We start from the raw sequence: 15,882 nt of genomic DNA on the forward strand, positions 1-15,882 counted from the left end.
CACGGACAGTCACGGAGGGCGCTTCGGTAGGGTCGCCGACCGTGACCGGACCTGCGCCTGACCTGCGCCCCCTCGCCCTCGTCACGGGCGCGTCGCGGGGGATCGGCGCCGCCGTGGCGCGCGTGCTGGCCCCCGGGTACGACGTGCTGCTCGGCGGCCGGGACACCGCGGCACTCGCCGGGCTCGCCGCCGAGCTTCCCGGCGCTCGGCCGTGGCCCGTCGACCTCACGAACCTCGACGAGGTCGCCGAGGCCGTCGGCGGTATCGACAGCCTCGACGTGCTCGTGCACTCGGCCGGCATCGGCGAACTGGGCACCGTCGCAGAGACACCGGCCCGCACCTGGCGGCGCCAGTTCGACATCAACGTCGTCGCCGTCGCCGAGCTGACCCGGCTGCTGCTGCCGGCGCTGCGCGCGGCCGGCGGGCGGGTCGTGCTGCTCAACTCCGGCGCAGGCCTCGTCGCCCGGCCCGGGTGGGCGTCGTACGCGGCCAGCAAGTTCGCCCTGAAGGCGTTCGCCGACGCGCTGCGCGCCGAGGAGATCGGCAACGGCGTGCGCGTCACGTCGCTGCACGTCGGGCGCACGGACACCGAGATGCAGCGGCACGTCGTCGCCCAGGAGGGCGGCACGTACGAGCCCGATCGCTACCTGCGGCCGGAGTCGGTGGCCGGCGCGGTCATGGTGGCCGTGACGGCGCCCGACGACGCCGCCCTCACCGATCTCAGCCTCCGCCCGTACTGACGACGGGTTGGAGGCTGCGCAGCGTCGCACCTCCTGACGCCTGCTTGAACAGGTACTCCGCCCGCGGGTAGGACAGCCGACCGCGGCCGGTCTCGGGGCACAGATCCGCAGCCGGACGGGGCCGCCCCGGCCCCGGTCGACGATCGGCGAGGAAGACCGGACCGCGCCGCCGGTCACCCACCAGCCGCGCCAGCAGCGCGGACGTCGCGGCGTCCCACCTGAGATCCCCTGCACGGTGCGCGACGAGGTCCAGCTGATCGACGTCGAGGGCCAGCACGGCCGTCGCCGGGGCACCGCTCACGTGCACCAGCCGCCACAGGACGCGCTCGCGCAGCGCTGCGCCGCCGACGAGCTCCCCCACCCGCGTGGACGGAAGCGCGCTGGTGCTGCGGCGCGGCACCGGCCGGCGTTCCAGCATGGTGTCGAGCGGGCCGGTGCCGGCCCAAGCGGCGAACGCCCGCACCGCGGCCCGGTGCCGGTTCCAGGTGGCCGCCGCAACCCCCGACCAGGCAGCGACGAGCACCCGCGCCACCGCCTCAGCGGTGAGGTCGGCGACAGGGAGGTCCGCACCGAGGTCGCGCCGGATGCGGTGCCAGGTCTGGGCGTACGACCGAGCCGTCGACGGCCGGCACCGTTCGAGGAACGCCGTCACGGCTGCGTCCAGCGATGGCCCGGAGCGCGGGTCAGGTCCCAGCGCGGTGGCCCGATCGAGCCACACCGCGCATTCCGGGCCACTTTCGGTGAGGTCGGCCGCTCGACGGAACTCGGCCCGGGCCTCGGCCGTCCGCCCGGCTCTGGCCAGCAGCTCACCGCGCGTCCCCGGCAGGAGCGCGTAGCGCGCCAGCGCCGGCTCGGCCCGGAGCGGTTCGATGAGCCGCAGGCCCGCCTCCGGGCCGTCGACCATGCTGACGGCCACGGCGCGGTTCAACGCGACGACGGGTGAGGGCACGATCCGCAGCAGCAGCTCGTACAACCCGACGATCTGCGGCCAGTCGGTGTCGGCGGCCGTCGGGGCGCCCGCGTGGCAGGCGGCGATCGCTGCCTGCAGCACGTACGGGCCCGGCGGGCCACCGGCTGCCCGGGCGCGCAGCAGCGCGGCGAACCCGGCGCGGATGCGGGATGCGTCCCAGCGGGTGCGGTCCTGGTCCTGGAGCAGCACCGGGACGCCCGCAGCGTCGACGCGGGCGGACTGCCGGCTGTGCTGCAGCTGCATCAGCGCGAGCAGGCCGTGCACCTCGGCCGCGTCGGGTGCGAGCTCGGCGAGCATGCCGGCCAGGCGGATCGCCTCGTCGCACAGCGCGGGCCGCAGCCAGTCGTCGCCACCCGTGGCCGCGTAGCCCTCGTTGAAGACGAGGTAGAGCACGTCCGTCACGGACGCGAGCCGCGCTGCCCGCTCCGCGCCGGACGGCACCTCGAACGGCACCTGCGCGGCCGCCAGCGCACGCTTCGCCCGGGCGATCCGCTGCGCCACGGTCTGCTCGCTCACGAGGAACGCGCGGGCGATCTCGTCGGTCCGCAGGCCGGCGACGACGCGCAGGGTGAGCGCGATCCGCGCCTCCCGGGTGAGGACGGGATGGCAGGAGACGACCATGAGGCGCAGCACGTCGTCGGCCACCTCGTCGGGGTCGGGTGGCTCCGGCTCCGGGTCGTCGGACGGCCGGTGGGCGAGCTCGGCGTAGCCGGCGTCGGCGCGGGACCGCCGGCGCAGCATGTCCACCGCACGCCGGCGCGCAACCGTGGTGAGCCAGGCCGCCGGGTTGTCCGGCACGCCGGCCGTCGGCCACTGCTCCAGCGCCGCGACCAGCGCGTCCTGGGCCAGCTCCTCGGCAAGGCCGACGTCGCCGGCCAGCAGGCGGGCGAGCCCGGCGACGATGCGCGCGGACTCCTCCCGCCAGATCCGGCCGACGACGTCGGTGGTCATGCGGGGCCGAAGACCTGGTACATCGTCGACTCACCGCCGCCGAGGATCGCGTGGAAGCGCCGGGTCAGCGCCACGGCCTCCTCCCGCGACGGCAGGTCGACCAGCGCGAAGCTGACGATCGTCTCCTTGGTCTCCGTGAACGGCCCGTCGGTGACGGTGAACTCGTCGCCCTTCGTGGTGAGGCGCGAGCCGGCGTCCAGCCCGCCGGTCGCGATCAGCACGCCGGCCTGGCTGAGCTCGGCGACGAACTCGCCCATCGCCGTGTACATGTCGGCGTCCATCTCCTGGCCGTCGTCCGTCATGGTCAACAGGAACTGCACTTCGTCCTCCTCGGTCGGGATGTCGGGACGCCAGTGCGTCGCGCCGATTATGTGACAGGGAACGTCGGGAGCGCAGACGACGTAGGGGCAGAACCGCAGATCAACCACGAGAGGAACCGGTCATGACCGTCACGGCCAGCCCCACCATCCCCACCACGCACGACGCCCGTACCCGCACGCTGCTCGGCGGCCTCGTCGCCGGCGTCGCGGTCTTCGCCGTGGTCTCCTTCGCCCAGGTGTTCACCCGCGCCGGCTTCGACCTCACCCGCTTCCCGCTCAGCTCGCTGTCCAACGGCGATCTCGGCTGGATCCAGATCACGAACTTCCTGGTCACCGGCACGTTGATCATCATCGGGGCGATCGGGCTGCGCCGTGCGTTCCGCGGCACCCCAGGAGGCACATGGGCACCCCGGCTGATGCTGGTCAACGGGATCGGGATGTTCCTCGCCGGCCCGTTCGTCCTGCAGGGCGGAGGCGGGTTCCCGGTCGGCGACCCCGGCGTGCCCGGCATGACCGTGGGCACCATCGGGCACATCTTCGCCGGCTCGTTCGCGTTCTTCGCACTCATCGCCGCCTGCTACGTGACGGGCCGCCACTACGCCCGCGCCGGCGAGCGCGGCATGGCGCTGGGCTCGCGGATCTGCGGCACCGTCTTCCTGGTCGGCGATCTCTACTCGCTGTCGGGCGGGTACGCCGGATCGCTCGTGCTCGCCGTCACCGCACTCACCGCCATGACGTGGATGGCGGTCGTGGCGGTGGTCGAGCGACGCCGCTGAGCGTGCTAGGGCCGCTCGTACGGCCGCGGGGCCTGGCCCGCCTGGAGCGGCCTGCGCATCCGCTCCAGGACGGCCCGCAGCGGCGGCCACACCGCGCGACCCCTGCGCGTGACGGCGTACGCCCGCAGCACGACGCCCGGGTCGACGATCGGCAGGAACGTCACGCCAGGGTGCGTCGAGCGGTTCGCCGGCAGCAGCCCGACGCCCCGGCCGGTCGCGATCAGGTCCTCCACCAGGTCGAGGCTGTCGATGGCGTGCCAGATCTGCGGGGTGAACCCGGCCAGCGACGCCAGCGTGCGGAGGGCGTCCTCGTCGGCAGTGTTGCGCGAGTTCACGATCCACCGCTGATCCGCCCAGTCGGCGAGGTTCGCCGGACCCGCCGGCGCGCCGGCCGGGACACCCAGCCCCCACGGCGTCGACCAGAGGGGCACGGTCTCCAGCACGCGGGCGGGGGAGGCTGGTGCCAGGTCGTAGTCGTAGGTGAGGGCGAGGTCGAGCTCGTCGTCGACGAGCAGCGCGAAGGCTTCCAGCGGCTCGTACTCGCTGATCACGACCTCGACGCCGGGGTGGGCGGCGGCGAGGTCTGCCAGCACCGGCAGCAGCGACGTGCGGATGCCGGTCGCGAAGCCGCCCACCCGGACCGTGCCGACGGGTTCGGCGTCGGGATCGAGGTCGAGCCGGGCGGCGTCGACGGCGGCGAGGATCGTGACGGCGTGCTCGGCGAGCCTGCGCCCGGCCGGGGTGAGGCGCACGCGGCGCCCGTCGGGCTCGATCAGCCGCGCGCCCGCTTCCCTGGCCAGCGCCGCGATCTGCTGCGAGACGGTGGACGTGGGCAGCCGGTGCGTGTCGGCGACGGCGCGCATCGAGCCGAGGCGGGACAGCTCCAGCAGCAGTTCCAGGCGGCGGATGTCCACAGCACATTGTCCGTGAATCGTGAACGGTATGTCCAGGAACGCGACGTGGACGTGGACGATCCGGCCACGTTGACTGGTGGCATGAAGAATGGGAGCGCCCGCGTCGGCGCCGGCATGGCGATGGTCTCGATGCTGTGCGTGCAGCTCGGCCTGGCTGTCGCGGTGACGCTGATCGACCGGATCGGCATCGAGGGCGCGGCCTGGCTGCGCCTGGCCTGGGCCGGCGTGCTCCTCCTCGTCCTGGTGCGGCCGCACCCTGCCGCGTTCTCCCGTGCGACGTTCACCGCGTGCGTGCTGCTCGGCGTCGTCACCGCCGCCGTCACGCTCCTGTTCATGGCTGCGGTCGCCCGCATCCCCCTCGGCACGGCGAGCGCTCTGGAGTTCCTGGGCCCGCTCGGCGTTGCCGTCGCTACCGGCCGCGGCCACCGGCGGTACGTCTGGCCCGCGCTGGCCGCCGCCGGCGTCGTCCTGCTCACCGAACCGTGGGTGGGCGCCGTCGACCCGGTCGGCGTGCTGTTCGCGCTGGCCGCCGCGGCGTGCTGGGCCGGATACATCCTGCTCACCCGCCGCGTGGGGGATGCGGTCGCCGGCATCAACGGGCTCGCCGTGTCGATGGCGGTCGCCGGCATCGTCGCGACGATCGTCGTCGGCCCGGCCGTGCTGTCCCGGGTCACCCCGGAGCTGCTCCTCATCGGGTTGGGGCTGGCCGTGCTGCTTCCCGTCGTCCCGTTCACGCTGGAACTGCTCGCGCTGCGCCGGCTCACGACGGCCGCGTTCGGCACGCTGATGAGTCTGGAACCGGCGTTCGCCCTGCTCGTCGGGCTCGCGGTGCTGCACCAGGTGCCCGGACCGGCGGCCGCGCTCGGCATCTGCCTGGTCGTCACCGCCGGCATCGGCGCCACCCGCGGCGGCGCCCGCACGCCGGAGCCCGTGCCCGTCGAGGTCGGCCGGTAGACCTGACCCCACCAGCACAATGGTCGCCGACGTCGATGTGCCGGCCGGCGCACGCCGGTTGGCTGGCCCGGTGTCGAACAACACCAAGGGGATACTGACGTTCCTCGCCATCGCGTTCGGGTTCGCCTGGGCCGGCATGCTCGGGGGGCACTTCTGGCTCGGCCTGTCGATGGTGAACCCGCTCGCGCAGCTGCCCTGGGCGTTCACGCCGGCGATTGCCGCGATCGTCGTCCGCAAGTGGGTGACCAAGGAGGGGTTCGCCGACGCCGGGATGCGGCTGCGGCTGCGCGGCAACCTGCGCTGGTACCTCCTGGCCTGGCTCGGCCCGCTCGGACTCGTGGCCGTCGCCCTCGGCATCGCGGTCGCCACCGGGCTGTGGGGCTTCGACGTCGCGCAGCTCGACCACGTCGTCGCCGGCATGCCCGGTTGGGCCTACCTCGTGGTCCTCATGCTGGTCGTGCCGCTGCTCGCGCCCGCGTTCTGGGGCGAGGACTTCGGCTGGAACAGCTACCTGCGACCGCGACTGTTCCCCGGCCGTCCGATGCTGTCGGTGATCGCGTCCGGGCTGATCTGGGCGGTGTGGCACTACCCGCTGGCCTTCGTCGGCTACATCGAGTTCGACGACGTCGCGCTCGGGCTGCTGCTGTGGACGGTGTCGTTCCAGTTCCAGGAGGTCCTGCTGGCGTGGCTGCGCACGCGCAGCGGCAGCATCTGGCCGACGTGCATCGCGCACTCCGGCAACAACATGGTGCTCTCGCTGATCACCGGGCTGCTGCTGCAGGACAGCGGCGGGCTCGACACCATGACCGTCATGGCCATCACCACCGTGGCGACCGCGCTCGCCGCGCTACCGGTGATCCTCGGCGGCGGGTTCCGGCGGAAGGCCATCGTCGAGCCCGCGGGTCAGAGCGCCCGTTCGTACTCCACCTGAACCAGCGGCCGCCCGTCGCCGAAGTCGTGGTCGCGGAACGCGCCGGTCTCGACGAACCCGGACTTCGCGTAGAACCTCCGCGACTGCGGGGTGTCGCGCATCGTCCACAGGTGCACCCGGTCGTACCCGCCCGCGCGGACGACCGCCAGCGTCTCCGCCATCAGCGCGGCCGCCACGCCGCTGCCCCACCCGTCGGGATGGCCGTAGAAGCCGTACAGCTCGGCGATCCCGGCCCGGGACGGCGACGGCCCGGCCCAGGAGAACGCCAGGGGCCGCCCGCCGACCGTGCCGAGCAGGACGCCGCCGGCGCGTAGCCGGTCGGTCCACCGGATGCGGCGGTCGGCGATCTGCCCGGCGGCGAAGTCCGGCTCGAAGAACGGCGCGTAGGCGACCGACCACGACTCGGCGTGGATCTCGCCGACGACCGCCGAGTCGGCGACGCCGGCCGGGCGGACCGCGATCGTCATCCGACGACGTTGACCAGCCGGCCCGGTACCACGATGACCTTCTTCGGCGTGCGTCCCGCCAGCAGCTCGACGACCTTCGCGTCGGCCAGCGCCGCCGCCTCCACCACGTCGGCGGGGGCGTCGGCCGGCACGGTGACGCGGGCGCGCACCTTGCCGTTGACCTGGATCGGGTACTCGACGCTGTCGACGGTCAGCCAGCGCTCGTCCGCCTCGGGGAACGGGCCGTGCGCCAGCGACTCCGTGTGCCCCAGCAGCGACCACAGCTCCTCGGCGATGTGCGGCGTCAGCGGCGCCATCATCAGCACCAGCGGCTCCGCCGCCGCCCGGGGCACCCCGACCCCGGCGTACGCCTTGGTCAGGTGGTTGTTGAACTCGATCAGCTTGGCCGCCGCGGTGTTGTAGCGCAGCGCCGCGAAGTCCTCGCGGACCCCGGCGATGGTGCGGTGCAGCGCGCGCAGCGTCTCGTCGTCCGGCACGGCGTCGGTGACCCGGGCGGCCCCCGTCCGCTCGTCGACGACGTTGCGCCATACCCGCTGCAGGAACCGCTGCGACCCGACGACGTCCTGGGTGGACCACGGCCGCGACGCATCCAGCGGACCGGTGGACATCTCGTACAGGCGGAACGTGTCGGCGCCGTAGCGCTCGCACATCTCGTCGGGCGTCACCACGTTGTTCAGCGACTTGCCCATCTTCCCGTACTCGCGGTTGACGGGCTGCCCGTTCCACGTGAAACCACCGCCGGGCGCCTCGACGACCTCCTCCGCCGGCACGTAGAAGCCGCGGGCGTCGGTGTAGGCGTACGCCTGGATGTAGCCCTGGTTGAACAGCCGCCGGAACGGCTCCTCGGCGCTGACCTCACCCAGGTCGAACAGCACCTTCTGCCACATCCGCGAGTACAGCAGGTGCAGCACGGCGTGCTCGACACCGCCGACGTACAGGTCGACGCCGCCGGGGTCGCCGGCCCGCGCCGGGTCGGGGCCCATCCAGTACTTCTCGACCTCGGGGTCGACGAACCGCTCCGAGTTCTGCGGGTCCAGGTAGCGCAGGTAGTACCAGCACGAGCCCGCCCACTGCGGCATCGTGTTCGTCTCGCGCCAGTGCGTGTCGTCGACGTGCATCCACTCGGTCGCCCGCGACAGCGGGGCCACCGGGTCGGAGTCGGCGTCCTCGGGGTCGAACGTCTTCGGCGAGTAGTCGGCGATCTCCGGCAGCTCGACGGGCAGCTGGCTCTCGGGCACGGCGGACGGCCCGTCCTCGTCCCAGACGATCGGGAACGGCTCGCCCCAGTACCGCTGCCGGGAGAACAGCCAGTCCCGCAGCTTGTACTGCACGACCGACTCGCCGGAGCCCTGCTCGGTCAGCCAGTCGATGATCGCGCGCTTCGCCTCGGCCACATCCAGCCCGTTCAGGCTCACGCCGTCGTTGGCCGAGTTGATCGCGGGCCCGTCGCCGGTGAACGCCTCGCCGTCCCAGCCGTCACCCGGGTCGACGGTGCGCACGATCGGCAGCCCGAACGCCTTCGCGAAGTCCCAGTCGCGCTGGTCCTGCGCCGGCACGGCCATGATCGCGCCGGTGCCGTAGCCCATCAGCACGTAGTCGGCGACGAAGACCGGGATCTGCTGCCCGTTGACCGGGTTGATCGCGTACGCGCCGGTGAAGACGCCGGTCTTGTCCTTGTTCTCCTGCCGGTCCAGGTCCGACTTGCGGGCCGCGGCGGCGCGGTAGTCCTCGACGGCCAGCGCGGGCGTCGCCGCCCCGCCCGTCCAGCGCTCGTCGGTGCCTTCCGGCCACTGCAGCGGGGTCAGCGACGCCACCAGCGGGTGCTCCGGCGCCAGCACCATGTACGTGGCGCCGAACAGCGTGTCGGGGCGGGTCGTGAAGACCTCGATCTCGGCCGGCGCACCAGTGCCCGTCGTGGTGGGGAAGCGCACCTGCGCACCCTCGGAGCGGCCGATCCAGTTGCGCTGCATCGCCTTGACCGACTCCGGCCAGTCCAGCCGGTCCAGGTCGTCGATCAGCCGGTCCGCGTAGGCGGTGATGCGGATCATCCACTGCTTCAGGTTGCGGCGGAACACGGGGAAGTTGCCGCGCTCGCTGCGCCCGTCGGCGGTGACCTCCTCGTTGGCCAGCACCGTGCCCAGCCCGGGGCACCAGTTCACCGGCGACTGGGAGATGTAGGCCAGCCGGTGGGAGTCGATCACCTCGCGCTGCTCGGCCGAGGTCAGCTCGCACCAGCCGCGCCCGTCCGGCGTGCGGCGCTTGTCCTGGGCGTACTCCGCCACCAGCTCCGCGATGGGCCGCGCCTTGTTCTGCTTCTCGTCGTACCAGGACTCGAAGATCTTCAGGAAGATCCACTGCGTCCAGCGGTAGAACTCGACGTCGGTGGTGGACACCGAGCGCCGCGGGTCGTGCGCCAGGCCCAGCTGGCGCAGCTGCGCCTTGTACCGCTGGATGTTGTCCTCGGTGGACTTGCGGGGGTGCTCCCCGGTCTGCACCGCGTACTGCTCCGCCGGCAGCCCGAACGCGTCGAAGCCCATCGCGTGCAGCACGTTGCGGCCGGTCATCCGCAGGTAGCGGCCCAGCACGTCGGTGCCGATGAAGCCCAGCGGATGCCCGACGTGCAGCCCCTTGCCCGACGGGTAGGGGAACATGTCCAGCAGGTAGACCTTGTCGCCCTGCGCGGCCTCCGGGTCGGCCCACGGCCCGGACGGGTTCGGTGCGAAGAAGGTGCCGCGCTCCTCCCAGCGGTCCTGCCAGCGGCGCTCGATCGCGGCGGCCAGCGCGGCGCTGTACCGGAAGGGCAGGGCGTCGGGATCCCCCGACGAGCCCGCCTGGGCGCCGGCAGTGGTCGTGTCCGTACTCATGTCCCGCTCCTGGGGAGATCGTCTGTCGGCCCGAAAACCAGAAGACCCCTCCTGCTCATGGGCATGAGGGGTCGGCCGCGCCGGCGCTGAAACGTGTCTGCGTTACCTCGGCGCGGCCTGCGTAAGAAGTCGCGAGGACTCACGGGCCACGCGACCAGGGTAACGCTGCTGGCCGCAGCCGCGCGATCGGGTTCGCCTACGCTGGACGGGTGCCCGCGTTCCTCGGCCCGATCCTCGGCGGCCTCCTGCTGCTGGCCGGCCTGCTGCTGCTGACCATCGCCGCGCTCGGCGCCCGGGGCTCGCTGCCGCGCAACCGCGTCGCCGGGATCAAGACCGCGGCGACGCTGGCGTCCGACGCGGCGTTCACCACGGCGCACAAGGCGGCCGCGGTGCCGCTGGCCGCGGCCGGTGCCGTCGCCGCCGTCCCCGGGATCGTGCTGCTCACCGGGCCGAGCGCCGGGCTGGCGTGGACGCTCGTCGCGGTCGGCGTGCTCGGGTTGCTGGTGTTCGCCGGCCTCGCCGGCACCGTGGGTGACCGGGCTGCGGCCGCCGTCGCGCCGGCACCGATGCCGTCCTGCGCGGGCGCGTGCGCAGGCTGCGACCTCGTCGCCGGCTGCCGCGACGCCGCGGTGGGCCAGAGCTAACCGGCGCGCAGCCACTTCCGGCGAGGAGCCGGCGGCAGCTCGACGAGGTCCACGCCCAGGTCGGTCCGGATCCGCGACCGCAGCCGGCGCTGCGCCGCTGCGAGCAGCGGTCGCTCGGCGTGCCCGTCGAGCAGGAGGCGGATGCCCGGCCGCGCGGTGTCGAGCTCGCGCAGCTGCGCGGCCAGCGCGTCGGCCGGATCGGGCGGGTCGCGCTCCAGCACGTCGTCGGCGCGGGCGAGCACCGCCGTGCTCCACAGCGCGTGCACGGCGAGCAGCAGCGTGTCCAGGTCACCGAGGGTCTCCGCGACCGGGTGGCGGTGCACGGCGTCCGCGTCACCGGTGGCGGCGACGTCGGCGAGCACGGCGGCGATGAGGCGTTGCCGCTGGTTGGCCGCAGCCCAACTGGCAGACGTCATGATTGTCTCCTTCATCGTGTAGCTGACATACGCAGTGTATGTGATCTCGAGTGTGCCGTACGCTGCGGCTCGTGTCGAGCCCCAAGAGCAGGCGGGAGCTGTACTCGGAGGCGACCCGTGCCGCGCTCCTGGAGACGGCCACGCGGATGTTCGCCGCCGACGGGTTCACGAAGACCTCGCTCGACGACATCGCCACCGCCACCCAGGTCACCCGCGGCGCCGTCTACCACCACTTCGCCAACAAGACCGCACTGTTCGTCGCGGTGATCGAGGCGCAGGAACAGGTCGTCGTCGACCGCGCCGTCGCCGACGCACTCGCCGCCGACGGCGAGTGGGCGGCCGCCATGGCCGCGCTCGACGCCTACCTCGACAGCTGCTGCGACCCCGTCTACGGGCGGCTGTGCTGGATCGAGGCGCCCATCGCGCTCGGCTACTCGGAGTGGCTGGAGTGGGAGGCCGACCACACGCTCGGCCTCGTCGAGAAGTTCGTGGTCAGCCTGATCGACGCCGGGGTGATCGGCCCGACCCCGGTCGGGATCGGATCGCGCATGGTGTTCCACCTCATGGGCGGGGCCGGCAGTGCCATCGCGGGCGCCCCGGAGGACAGCCGCACCCAGGTCCGCCAGGAGTGCGGGCTCGTGATCAAGGCGATGGTCAGCGGCCTGCGGATCGACCGCTCCTAGGAGCTGTCCACCGCGCCCGCGGCGTCCGCGCCGGCGCGGGCGATCCGCACCAGGAAGTCGTGCACGATCTCCAGCTCGGCCGGGGAGTAGTCCGCGCAGATCGCCGCGATGGACCGCGACATGGGCCCGTACCGCCGGGCGATCTCGGCGCTGCGCGCCTTCTCGGCGGCCACGCGGATCCGCCTGCGGTCCGCCGGGTCGGGTTCGCGGCGCACCCAGCCGCCCTGCTCCAGCCGGTCCAGGACGCCAGTGAGGGTGGCCGGGTGGATGTGCAGGCGTTCGGCCAGGTCCTTCGGCGAGTGCGGGCCTTCACGGCCGATGAGGTCGAGCACGGCGAGGTCGCCGGGGCGCAGGTCGAGCCGGCTCCCGACGGCCAGGGTGACCCTGGCCAGCTGGTTGTTCAGCTCGCGCAGGTCGTCGGTGATGCGCTGCACCGCACCGACATTTCTTACGGTGGCCATATTGTACGAACTCCATATAGTATGGCGGCTGAACTCAGCGAGTGTCCCACGCGAGGAGGATCCCGTGCTGAAGGTCGATGCGCCGCAACTCGCCCGCTTCGTCAACCCCGTCGTCAAACGGCTGTTGCGGATCGGCATGCCGCTCGGCGGCACCACCCTGCTCACCGTGCGCGGCCGGCGGTCCGGCGTGCCTCGGCAGACCGCCGTGACGCTGACGCCCGAGGACGACGGGTGGATCCTGATCTCGCCGTACGGAGAGGCGGACTGGGTGAAGAACCTCCGCGCGGCCGGCACCGCGACGGTGACCCGGCGCCGCCGGGACATCCCCGTCACGGCCACCGAGCTGCCCCCGGACGAAGCAGCGCCGCGCCTGCGGCAGATCTACGCGACGATGCCGGCGAGCGCCCGCAGGATGATGGTGGAGTACTTCCACCACCTCGAGCCCGACGCCCCGCTGGACCGGTGGCTCGACGAGGTCCGCTTCCACCCGGTCTTCCGCCTCCGGCCGGCCTGACCCGAGGTCAGTTCCGCCGCACGTCCACCGGGTAGGTGGCCAGCAGCGCGAGCGGCATCCCCTGCCGGCGCAGGACGTGCTCCCACAGCCCGGTCTCGTGCCCGGCCAGCACGTCGTCGGGCAGGGCCGGCACGACGATCCAGTCGCCGCGGGAGATCTCGCCGGCGAGCTGCCCCGCGTCCCAGCCTGCGTACCCGGCGAACACCCGCAGGCCGCGCAGCCGCTGCTCCAGCGCGCGCGGATCCGAGTCCAGGTCGACGAGCGCGACGGGGCCGCGCACCGGCATCAGCCCGCGCACCGCCGAGGGATCCTGCCCCGTGCGCAGCGCCGCGAGGCACAGCGCCGTCTCGCCCTCCACCGGCCCGCCGACGAACACGGCGTGCGGGCGCGAGGCGAGCGGCGCCCACGACGGCAGCACGTCGCGGACCTGCACCTCGCTGGGCCGGTTGAGCACCACGCCCAGGCTTCCGCGGGCGCGGTGCTCGATCATGTACACGACCGTCCGGCGGAAGTTCGGGTCGTTCAACCCGGGGGCGGCGACGAGGAGGCTCCCCGGTGCCACGTCGAGACCATCACCGGATCGGGCGTCCACCACGGTGCCATCGTCGCACTCGCCGGAGCGCGTAGCCTTGCCCACCGTGCCCACGTCGTCCGCCACGCCCCAGGAGCAGGGCGTGACCGGGGATCCGAGCACCTCACCCGAACGGTTGGGCGTGCTCCGCCTGCTGCGTACCCGCGGCTACCGGCGGCTGCTCGCCGTGCGCTTCGCGACCCAGTGGGGTGACGGCCTGTTCCAGGCCGCGCTGGCGTCGTCGGTGCTGTTCAACCCGCAGCGGCAGGCCGACCCGCTCGCGGTCGCGGCCGGCCTCGCGGTGCTGCTGCTGCCGTACTCGCTCGTGAGCCCGTTCGCCGGAGCGCTGCTGGACCGCTGGGACCGCCGGCTCGTGCTCACCGTGGCCAACCTCGCGAAGGCGGTGCTGATCCCGCTCGTGGCGCTGCTGGTGCTGGCGGGCAACCAGGGGCCGCCGTTCTACGTGGGCGCGCTGGTGGTGGCCGGGATCGGCCGGTTCGCGCTCGCCGGGTTGTCGGCGTCGCTGCCGCACGTGGTGTCCAAGCGGAACGTGGTGGAGGCGAACACGCTCGCCGTCACGGTCGGCACGGGCATGTCCGCGCTGGGGGCGGTGTCCGCGGTGGGACTGCGGCACGTCTTCGGCAGCGACGACGCCGGCTCGGCGGCCACGATGAGCGTGTCGATCGTCGGCGCGGTGGTCGCGGCCCTGATCGCGGTGCGGTTCACCCGCAAGCGGCTGGGACCCGACCAGACCGACGAGCACCCGCAGGCGCTGATCGCGGTCGCGCGCGGTCTGTTCGACGGCGCCCGCGCCTCGTTCGCCACACCGACGGTCTCGGCGTCGTTCCTCGCGCTCGGCACGCACCGGCTGGCGTTCGGCATCAGCACGCTGCTCACGCTGCTGCTCTACCGCTACGCGTTCATCGACGACGGGCTGCTCAAAGCCGGCCTCGAGGGCATCGGCGAGGCACTGGCACTGGCCGCGCTGGGCCTGGTGCTGGCGGCGGTGGTGACCCCGCTGCTGATCCGCCGGATCGGCCGCACCTGGACGGTCCGGGCCGCACTGGTGGCGGCCATGATCAGCCAGCTCGCGGTGGCCGCGCTGCTGTCGATGCCGGCCGTGCTCGTCGGGGCGTTCGTGATCGGGCTGACCGGGCAGGTCGTCAAGCTCTGCACGGACGCCGCCGTGCAGAGCGAGGTGCGCGACGCCGCGCTGGGCCGCGTGTTCGCGCTCTACGACGTGGTGTTCAACGTCGGCTACGTGATCGCGGTGACCGTGACGGCGCTGCTGTCGCCACCGGACGGGCGCACGCCGGTGCTGCTCGGCGCGGCCGCGGGGCTCTACGTCCTCGGCTACCTGGGACACGACCTGCTGCTCCGCCGGCGCGCTCGCGCGTAGCTGCCCCTTGACGTGACGCCGGCCACGCCCTTACCGTCCTCGCCGATTGTTAGTCAGTCTTCCTATCCATTGGAGGCGCGGCGATGGCCGGCTCGTCCAGCCTGCTCAGAGCGATGAACGTGCGCGCAGCGCTCGCGCACCTGCTCGAGCGCGGCCGGCTCACCCGGGGCGAGCTCCGCGAGCTCACCGGGCTCTCCAAGCCGACGTCGTCGGAGGTCGTCCGCCGCCTGCAGGACGTCGGGCTCGCCGTCGTCGCCGGGCACACCAGCGGCGGGCCGGGTCCGAACGCCGAGGTCTACGCGCCGAACGCGGAGGCGTCGTTCCACGCCGGCATCGCCGTCCGCGACGTCGGTGACCGCGAGCTGACCAACGTCGTGGCCGCGCTCGCCGACGTCACCGGCGAGGTGCGGGCGAGCCTGGAGACCCACGTCGACTTCCGCGCGACCACCCCGATCGCGGCCATTGACGCCACCCTCGCCGACCTCGTCGAGGAAGGGGGCGTGCCGACCGACCGGCTGCACCACGTGCAGCTCGGCGTCCCCGGCTCGCACGACCCGCGCACCGACACCATCCGCTACGTCGACGTGCCCGGTTGGTCGGCGCCAGGCCTGCTCGCGCGGATGCGCGCGGAGCTCGACACCACCGTCGAGATCGAGAACGACGTGAACCTCGCCGCCGTCGCCGAGCGGGCGCACGGCGTCGCCGCCGACGCGGACGCGTTCGCCCTGCTCTGGCTCGGCAGCCAGGGCCTCGGCCTCGCCACCGTCCTCGACGGGACGCTGCTGCGCGGTGGCCGCGGCGGCGCCGGCGAGATCGGCTACATGCCCGTCGGGCTCACGGACCTGCACAGCAGCGGGCGGCGCCGGGACTTCACCGACCTCGTCGGCGGCGACGCCGTGCTCCAGCTCGCCGGCGAGCACGGGCTGTCCGCGACGACAGCCCCCGAGGCCCTGCGCATCGCCGTCCGCGGCGGGCACGAGGCGTTCCTCGACGAGCTGGGCGAGCGCATCGCGTTCGGGCTCGCCGCGGTCGTCGCCGTGCTCGACCCGCCCCTCGTGGTGCTGGCCGGCGAGGTCGGCCAGGCGGGCGGCCCGGTGCTCGCCGCGGCCGTCGCCCGCAGCGCGAGCAGCACCAGCCCCCTGGACTGCGAGATCGAACCGAGCGGCGTCACCGGTGACGCCGTCCTGCTCGGCGCCCTGCGCGCAGGGCGCACCGCGACCCGCGAACGGCTGCTCGACGCCGTCGGTGGAAGCCCGTCGAACGACCCCGTGCAGGCCGCCCGCCTGCTCCGATCCACGTGAGGAGCC

At 73.3% G+C, this 15,882-nt stretch carries 17 protein-coding genes; 9 read left to right on the forward strand and 8 right to left on the reverse strand.

Features of this window, described 5'->3' with window-relative positions:
- Nucleotides 1–41: 41 nt before the first annotated feature.
- Nucleotides 42–740 carry an SDR family oxidoreductase gene (locus ACQEVB_RS07045; RefSeq protein WP_432966637.1) on the forward strand — a complete coding sequence of 233 codons (699 nt, stop codon included), beginning with the start codon at nt 42–44 and terminating at the stop codon, nt 738–740.
- Here ACQEVB_RS07045 and ACQEVB_RS07050 read toward each other — a convergent pair.
- Nucleotides 721–2,661 carry an RNA polymerase sigma factor gene (locus tag ACQEVB_RS07050; RefSeq protein ID WP_432966639.1) on the reverse strand — a complete coding sequence of 647 codons (1,941 nt, stop codon included), beginning with the start codon at nt 2,659–2,661 and terminating at the stop codon, nt 721–723. The two genes, ACQEVB_RS07045 and ACQEVB_RS07050, sit on opposite strands and share 20 nt — an antisense overlap.
- The gene (locus ACQEVB_RS07055) at nt 2,658–2,981 is read right to left on the reverse strand and encodes a YciI family protein (RefSeq protein WP_432966641.1); all 324 of its coding nucleotides are present in this window, start codon (nt 2,979–2,981) and stop codon (nt 2,658–2,660) included. Before ACQEVB_RS07055 ends, ACQEVB_RS07050 begins: the two co-directional genes overlap by 4 nt.
- A gap of 122 nt (nt 2,982–3,103) precedes the next feature.
- Here ACQEVB_RS07055 and ACQEVB_RS07060 point away from each other — a divergent pair, with 122 nt between their 5' ends.
- Nucleotides 3,104–3,757 (forward strand): DUF998 domain-containing protein, encoded by a 654-nt coding sequence (locus ACQEVB_RS07060; protein ID WP_432966643.1) that lies wholly within the window; start codon nt 3,104–3,106, stop codon nt 3,755–3,757.
- 5 nt (nt 3,758–3,762) lie between these two features.
- Here the strand turns inward: ACQEVB_RS07060 and ACQEVB_RS07065 are convergent, their stop codons facing one another.
- Nucleotides 3,763–4,671 carry a LysR family transcriptional regulator gene (locus ACQEVB_RS07065; RefSeq protein ID WP_432966645.1) on the reverse strand — a complete coding sequence of 303 codons (909 nt, stop codon included), beginning with the start codon at nt 4,669–4,671 and terminating at the stop codon, nt 3,763–3,765.
- A gap of 81 nt (nt 4,672–4,752) precedes the next feature.
- On the opposite strand from ACQEVB_RS07065, the gene ACQEVB_RS07070 reads away from it, so the two are divergent.
- Both ACQEVB_RS07070 and ACQEVB_RS07075 read left to right on the forward strand, forming a co-directional pair.
- Nucleotides 4,753–5,625 (forward strand): EamA family transporter, encoded by an 873-nt coding sequence (locus tag ACQEVB_RS07070; protein WP_432966647.1) that lies wholly within the window; start codon nt 4,753–4,755, stop codon nt 5,623–5,625.
- 70 nt (nt 5,626–5,695) lie between these two features.
- Nucleotides 5,696–6,556, forward strand: coding sequence for a CPBP family intramembrane glutamic endopeptidase (locus ACQEVB_RS07075; RefSeq protein WP_432966649.1), 861 nt, complete (start codon nt 5,696–5,698; stop codon nt 6,554–6,556).
- Here ACQEVB_RS07075 and ACQEVB_RS07080 read toward each other — a convergent pair.
- Together ACQEVB_RS07080 and leuS are read right to left on the reverse strand one after the other, a co-directional pair.
- Nucleotides 6,529–7,023: an N-acetyltransferase family protein gene (locus tag ACQEVB_RS07080; protein ID WP_432966651.1), complete on the reverse strand. Its 495-nt coding sequence runs from the start codon at nt 7,021–7,023 to the stop codon at nt 6,529–6,531. The genes ACQEVB_RS07075 and ACQEVB_RS07080 overlap by 28 nt on opposite strands.
- Complete coding sequence (gene leuS / locus ACQEVB_RS07085) at nt 7,020–9,887, reverse strand: leucine--tRNA ligase (protein WP_432966653.1); 2,868 nt, start codon at nt 9,885–9,887, stop codon at nt 7,020–7,022. The genes ACQEVB_RS07080 and leuS overlap by 4 nt, the downstream gene beginning before the upstream one ends.
- A 209-nt stretch (nt 9,888–10,096) precedes the next feature.
- Between leuS and ACQEVB_RS07090 the strand changes: the two genes are divergently transcribed.
- A complete protein-coding gene (locus ACQEVB_RS07090) occupies nt 10,097–10,531 on the forward strand; it encodes an SdpI family protein (RefSeq protein ID WP_432966655.1) in 435 nt (144 codons plus the stop codon).
- On the opposite strand, the gene ACQEVB_RS07095 is transcribed toward ACQEVB_RS07090, so the two are convergent.
- Entirely contained in the window at nt 10,528–10,947 is a 420-nt protein-coding gene (locus tag ACQEVB_RS07095; RefSeq protein WP_432966656.1) for a hypothetical protein, read from the reverse strand. The two genes, ACQEVB_RS07090 and ACQEVB_RS07095, sit on opposite strands and share 4 nt — an antisense overlap.
- A 71-nt stretch (nt 10,948–11,018) precedes the next feature.
- Here ACQEVB_RS07095 and ACQEVB_RS07100 point away from each other — a divergent pair, with 71 nt between their 5' ends.
- Entirely contained in the window at nt 11,019–11,630 is a 612-nt protein-coding gene (locus ACQEVB_RS07100) for a TetR family transcriptional regulator (protein ID WP_432966658.1), read from the forward strand.
- Here ACQEVB_RS07100 and ACQEVB_RS07105 read toward each other — a convergent pair.
- Nucleotides 11,627–12,064: a MarR family transcriptional regulator gene (locus tag ACQEVB_RS07105; RefSeq protein ID WP_432966660.1), complete on the reverse strand. Its 438-nt coding sequence runs from the start codon at nt 12,062–12,064 to the stop codon at nt 11,627–11,629. The genes ACQEVB_RS07100 and ACQEVB_RS07105 overlap by 4 nt on opposite strands.
- A 91-nt stretch (nt 12,065–12,155) precedes the next feature.
- Here ACQEVB_RS07105 and ACQEVB_RS07110 point away from each other — a divergent pair, with 91 nt between their 5' ends.
- On the forward strand, nt 12,156–12,605 hold the full coding sequence (locus ACQEVB_RS07110; RefSeq protein ID WP_432966662.1) for a nitroreductase family deazaflavin-dependent oxidoreductase: 450 nt from the start codon (nt 12,156–12,158) through the stop codon (nt 12,603–12,605).
- A gap of 7 nt (nt 12,606–12,612) precedes the next feature.
- Here ACQEVB_RS07110 and ACQEVB_RS07115 read toward each other — a convergent pair whose 3' ends face one another.
- Nucleotides 12,613–13,167 carry a YqgE/AlgH family protein gene (locus ACQEVB_RS07115; protein ID WP_432966664.1) on the reverse strand — a complete coding sequence of 185 codons (555 nt, stop codon included), beginning with the start codon at nt 13,165–13,167 and terminating at the stop codon, nt 12,613–12,615.
- A 76-nt stretch (nt 13,168–13,243) separates the two neighbouring features.
- Between ACQEVB_RS07115 and ACQEVB_RS07120 the strand changes: the two genes are divergently transcribed.
- Both ACQEVB_RS07120 and ACQEVB_RS07125 read left to right on the forward strand, forming a co-directional pair.
- Nucleotides 13,244–14,575, forward strand: a complete 1,332-nt coding sequence (locus ACQEVB_RS07120) for an MFS transporter (protein WP_432966666.1) — start codon at nt 13,244–13,246, stop codon at nt 14,573–14,575.
- 113 nt (nt 14,576–14,688) lie between these two features.
- The gene (locus ACQEVB_RS07125) at nt 14,689–15,876 is read left to right on the forward strand and encodes an ROK family protein (RefSeq protein ID WP_432966668.1); all 1,188 of its coding nucleotides are present in this window, start codon (nt 14,689–14,691) and stop codon (nt 15,874–15,876) included.
- The last annotated feature ends 6 nt before the right edge of the window (nt 15,877–15,882 follow it).

The sequence above is a fragment of the Pseudonocardia sp. CA-107938 genome (assembly GCF_050936315.1).
In the GTDB taxonomy this organism is placed as follows: Bacteria; Actinomycetota; Actinomycetes; order Mycobacteriales; family Pseudonocardiaceae; genus Pseudonocardia.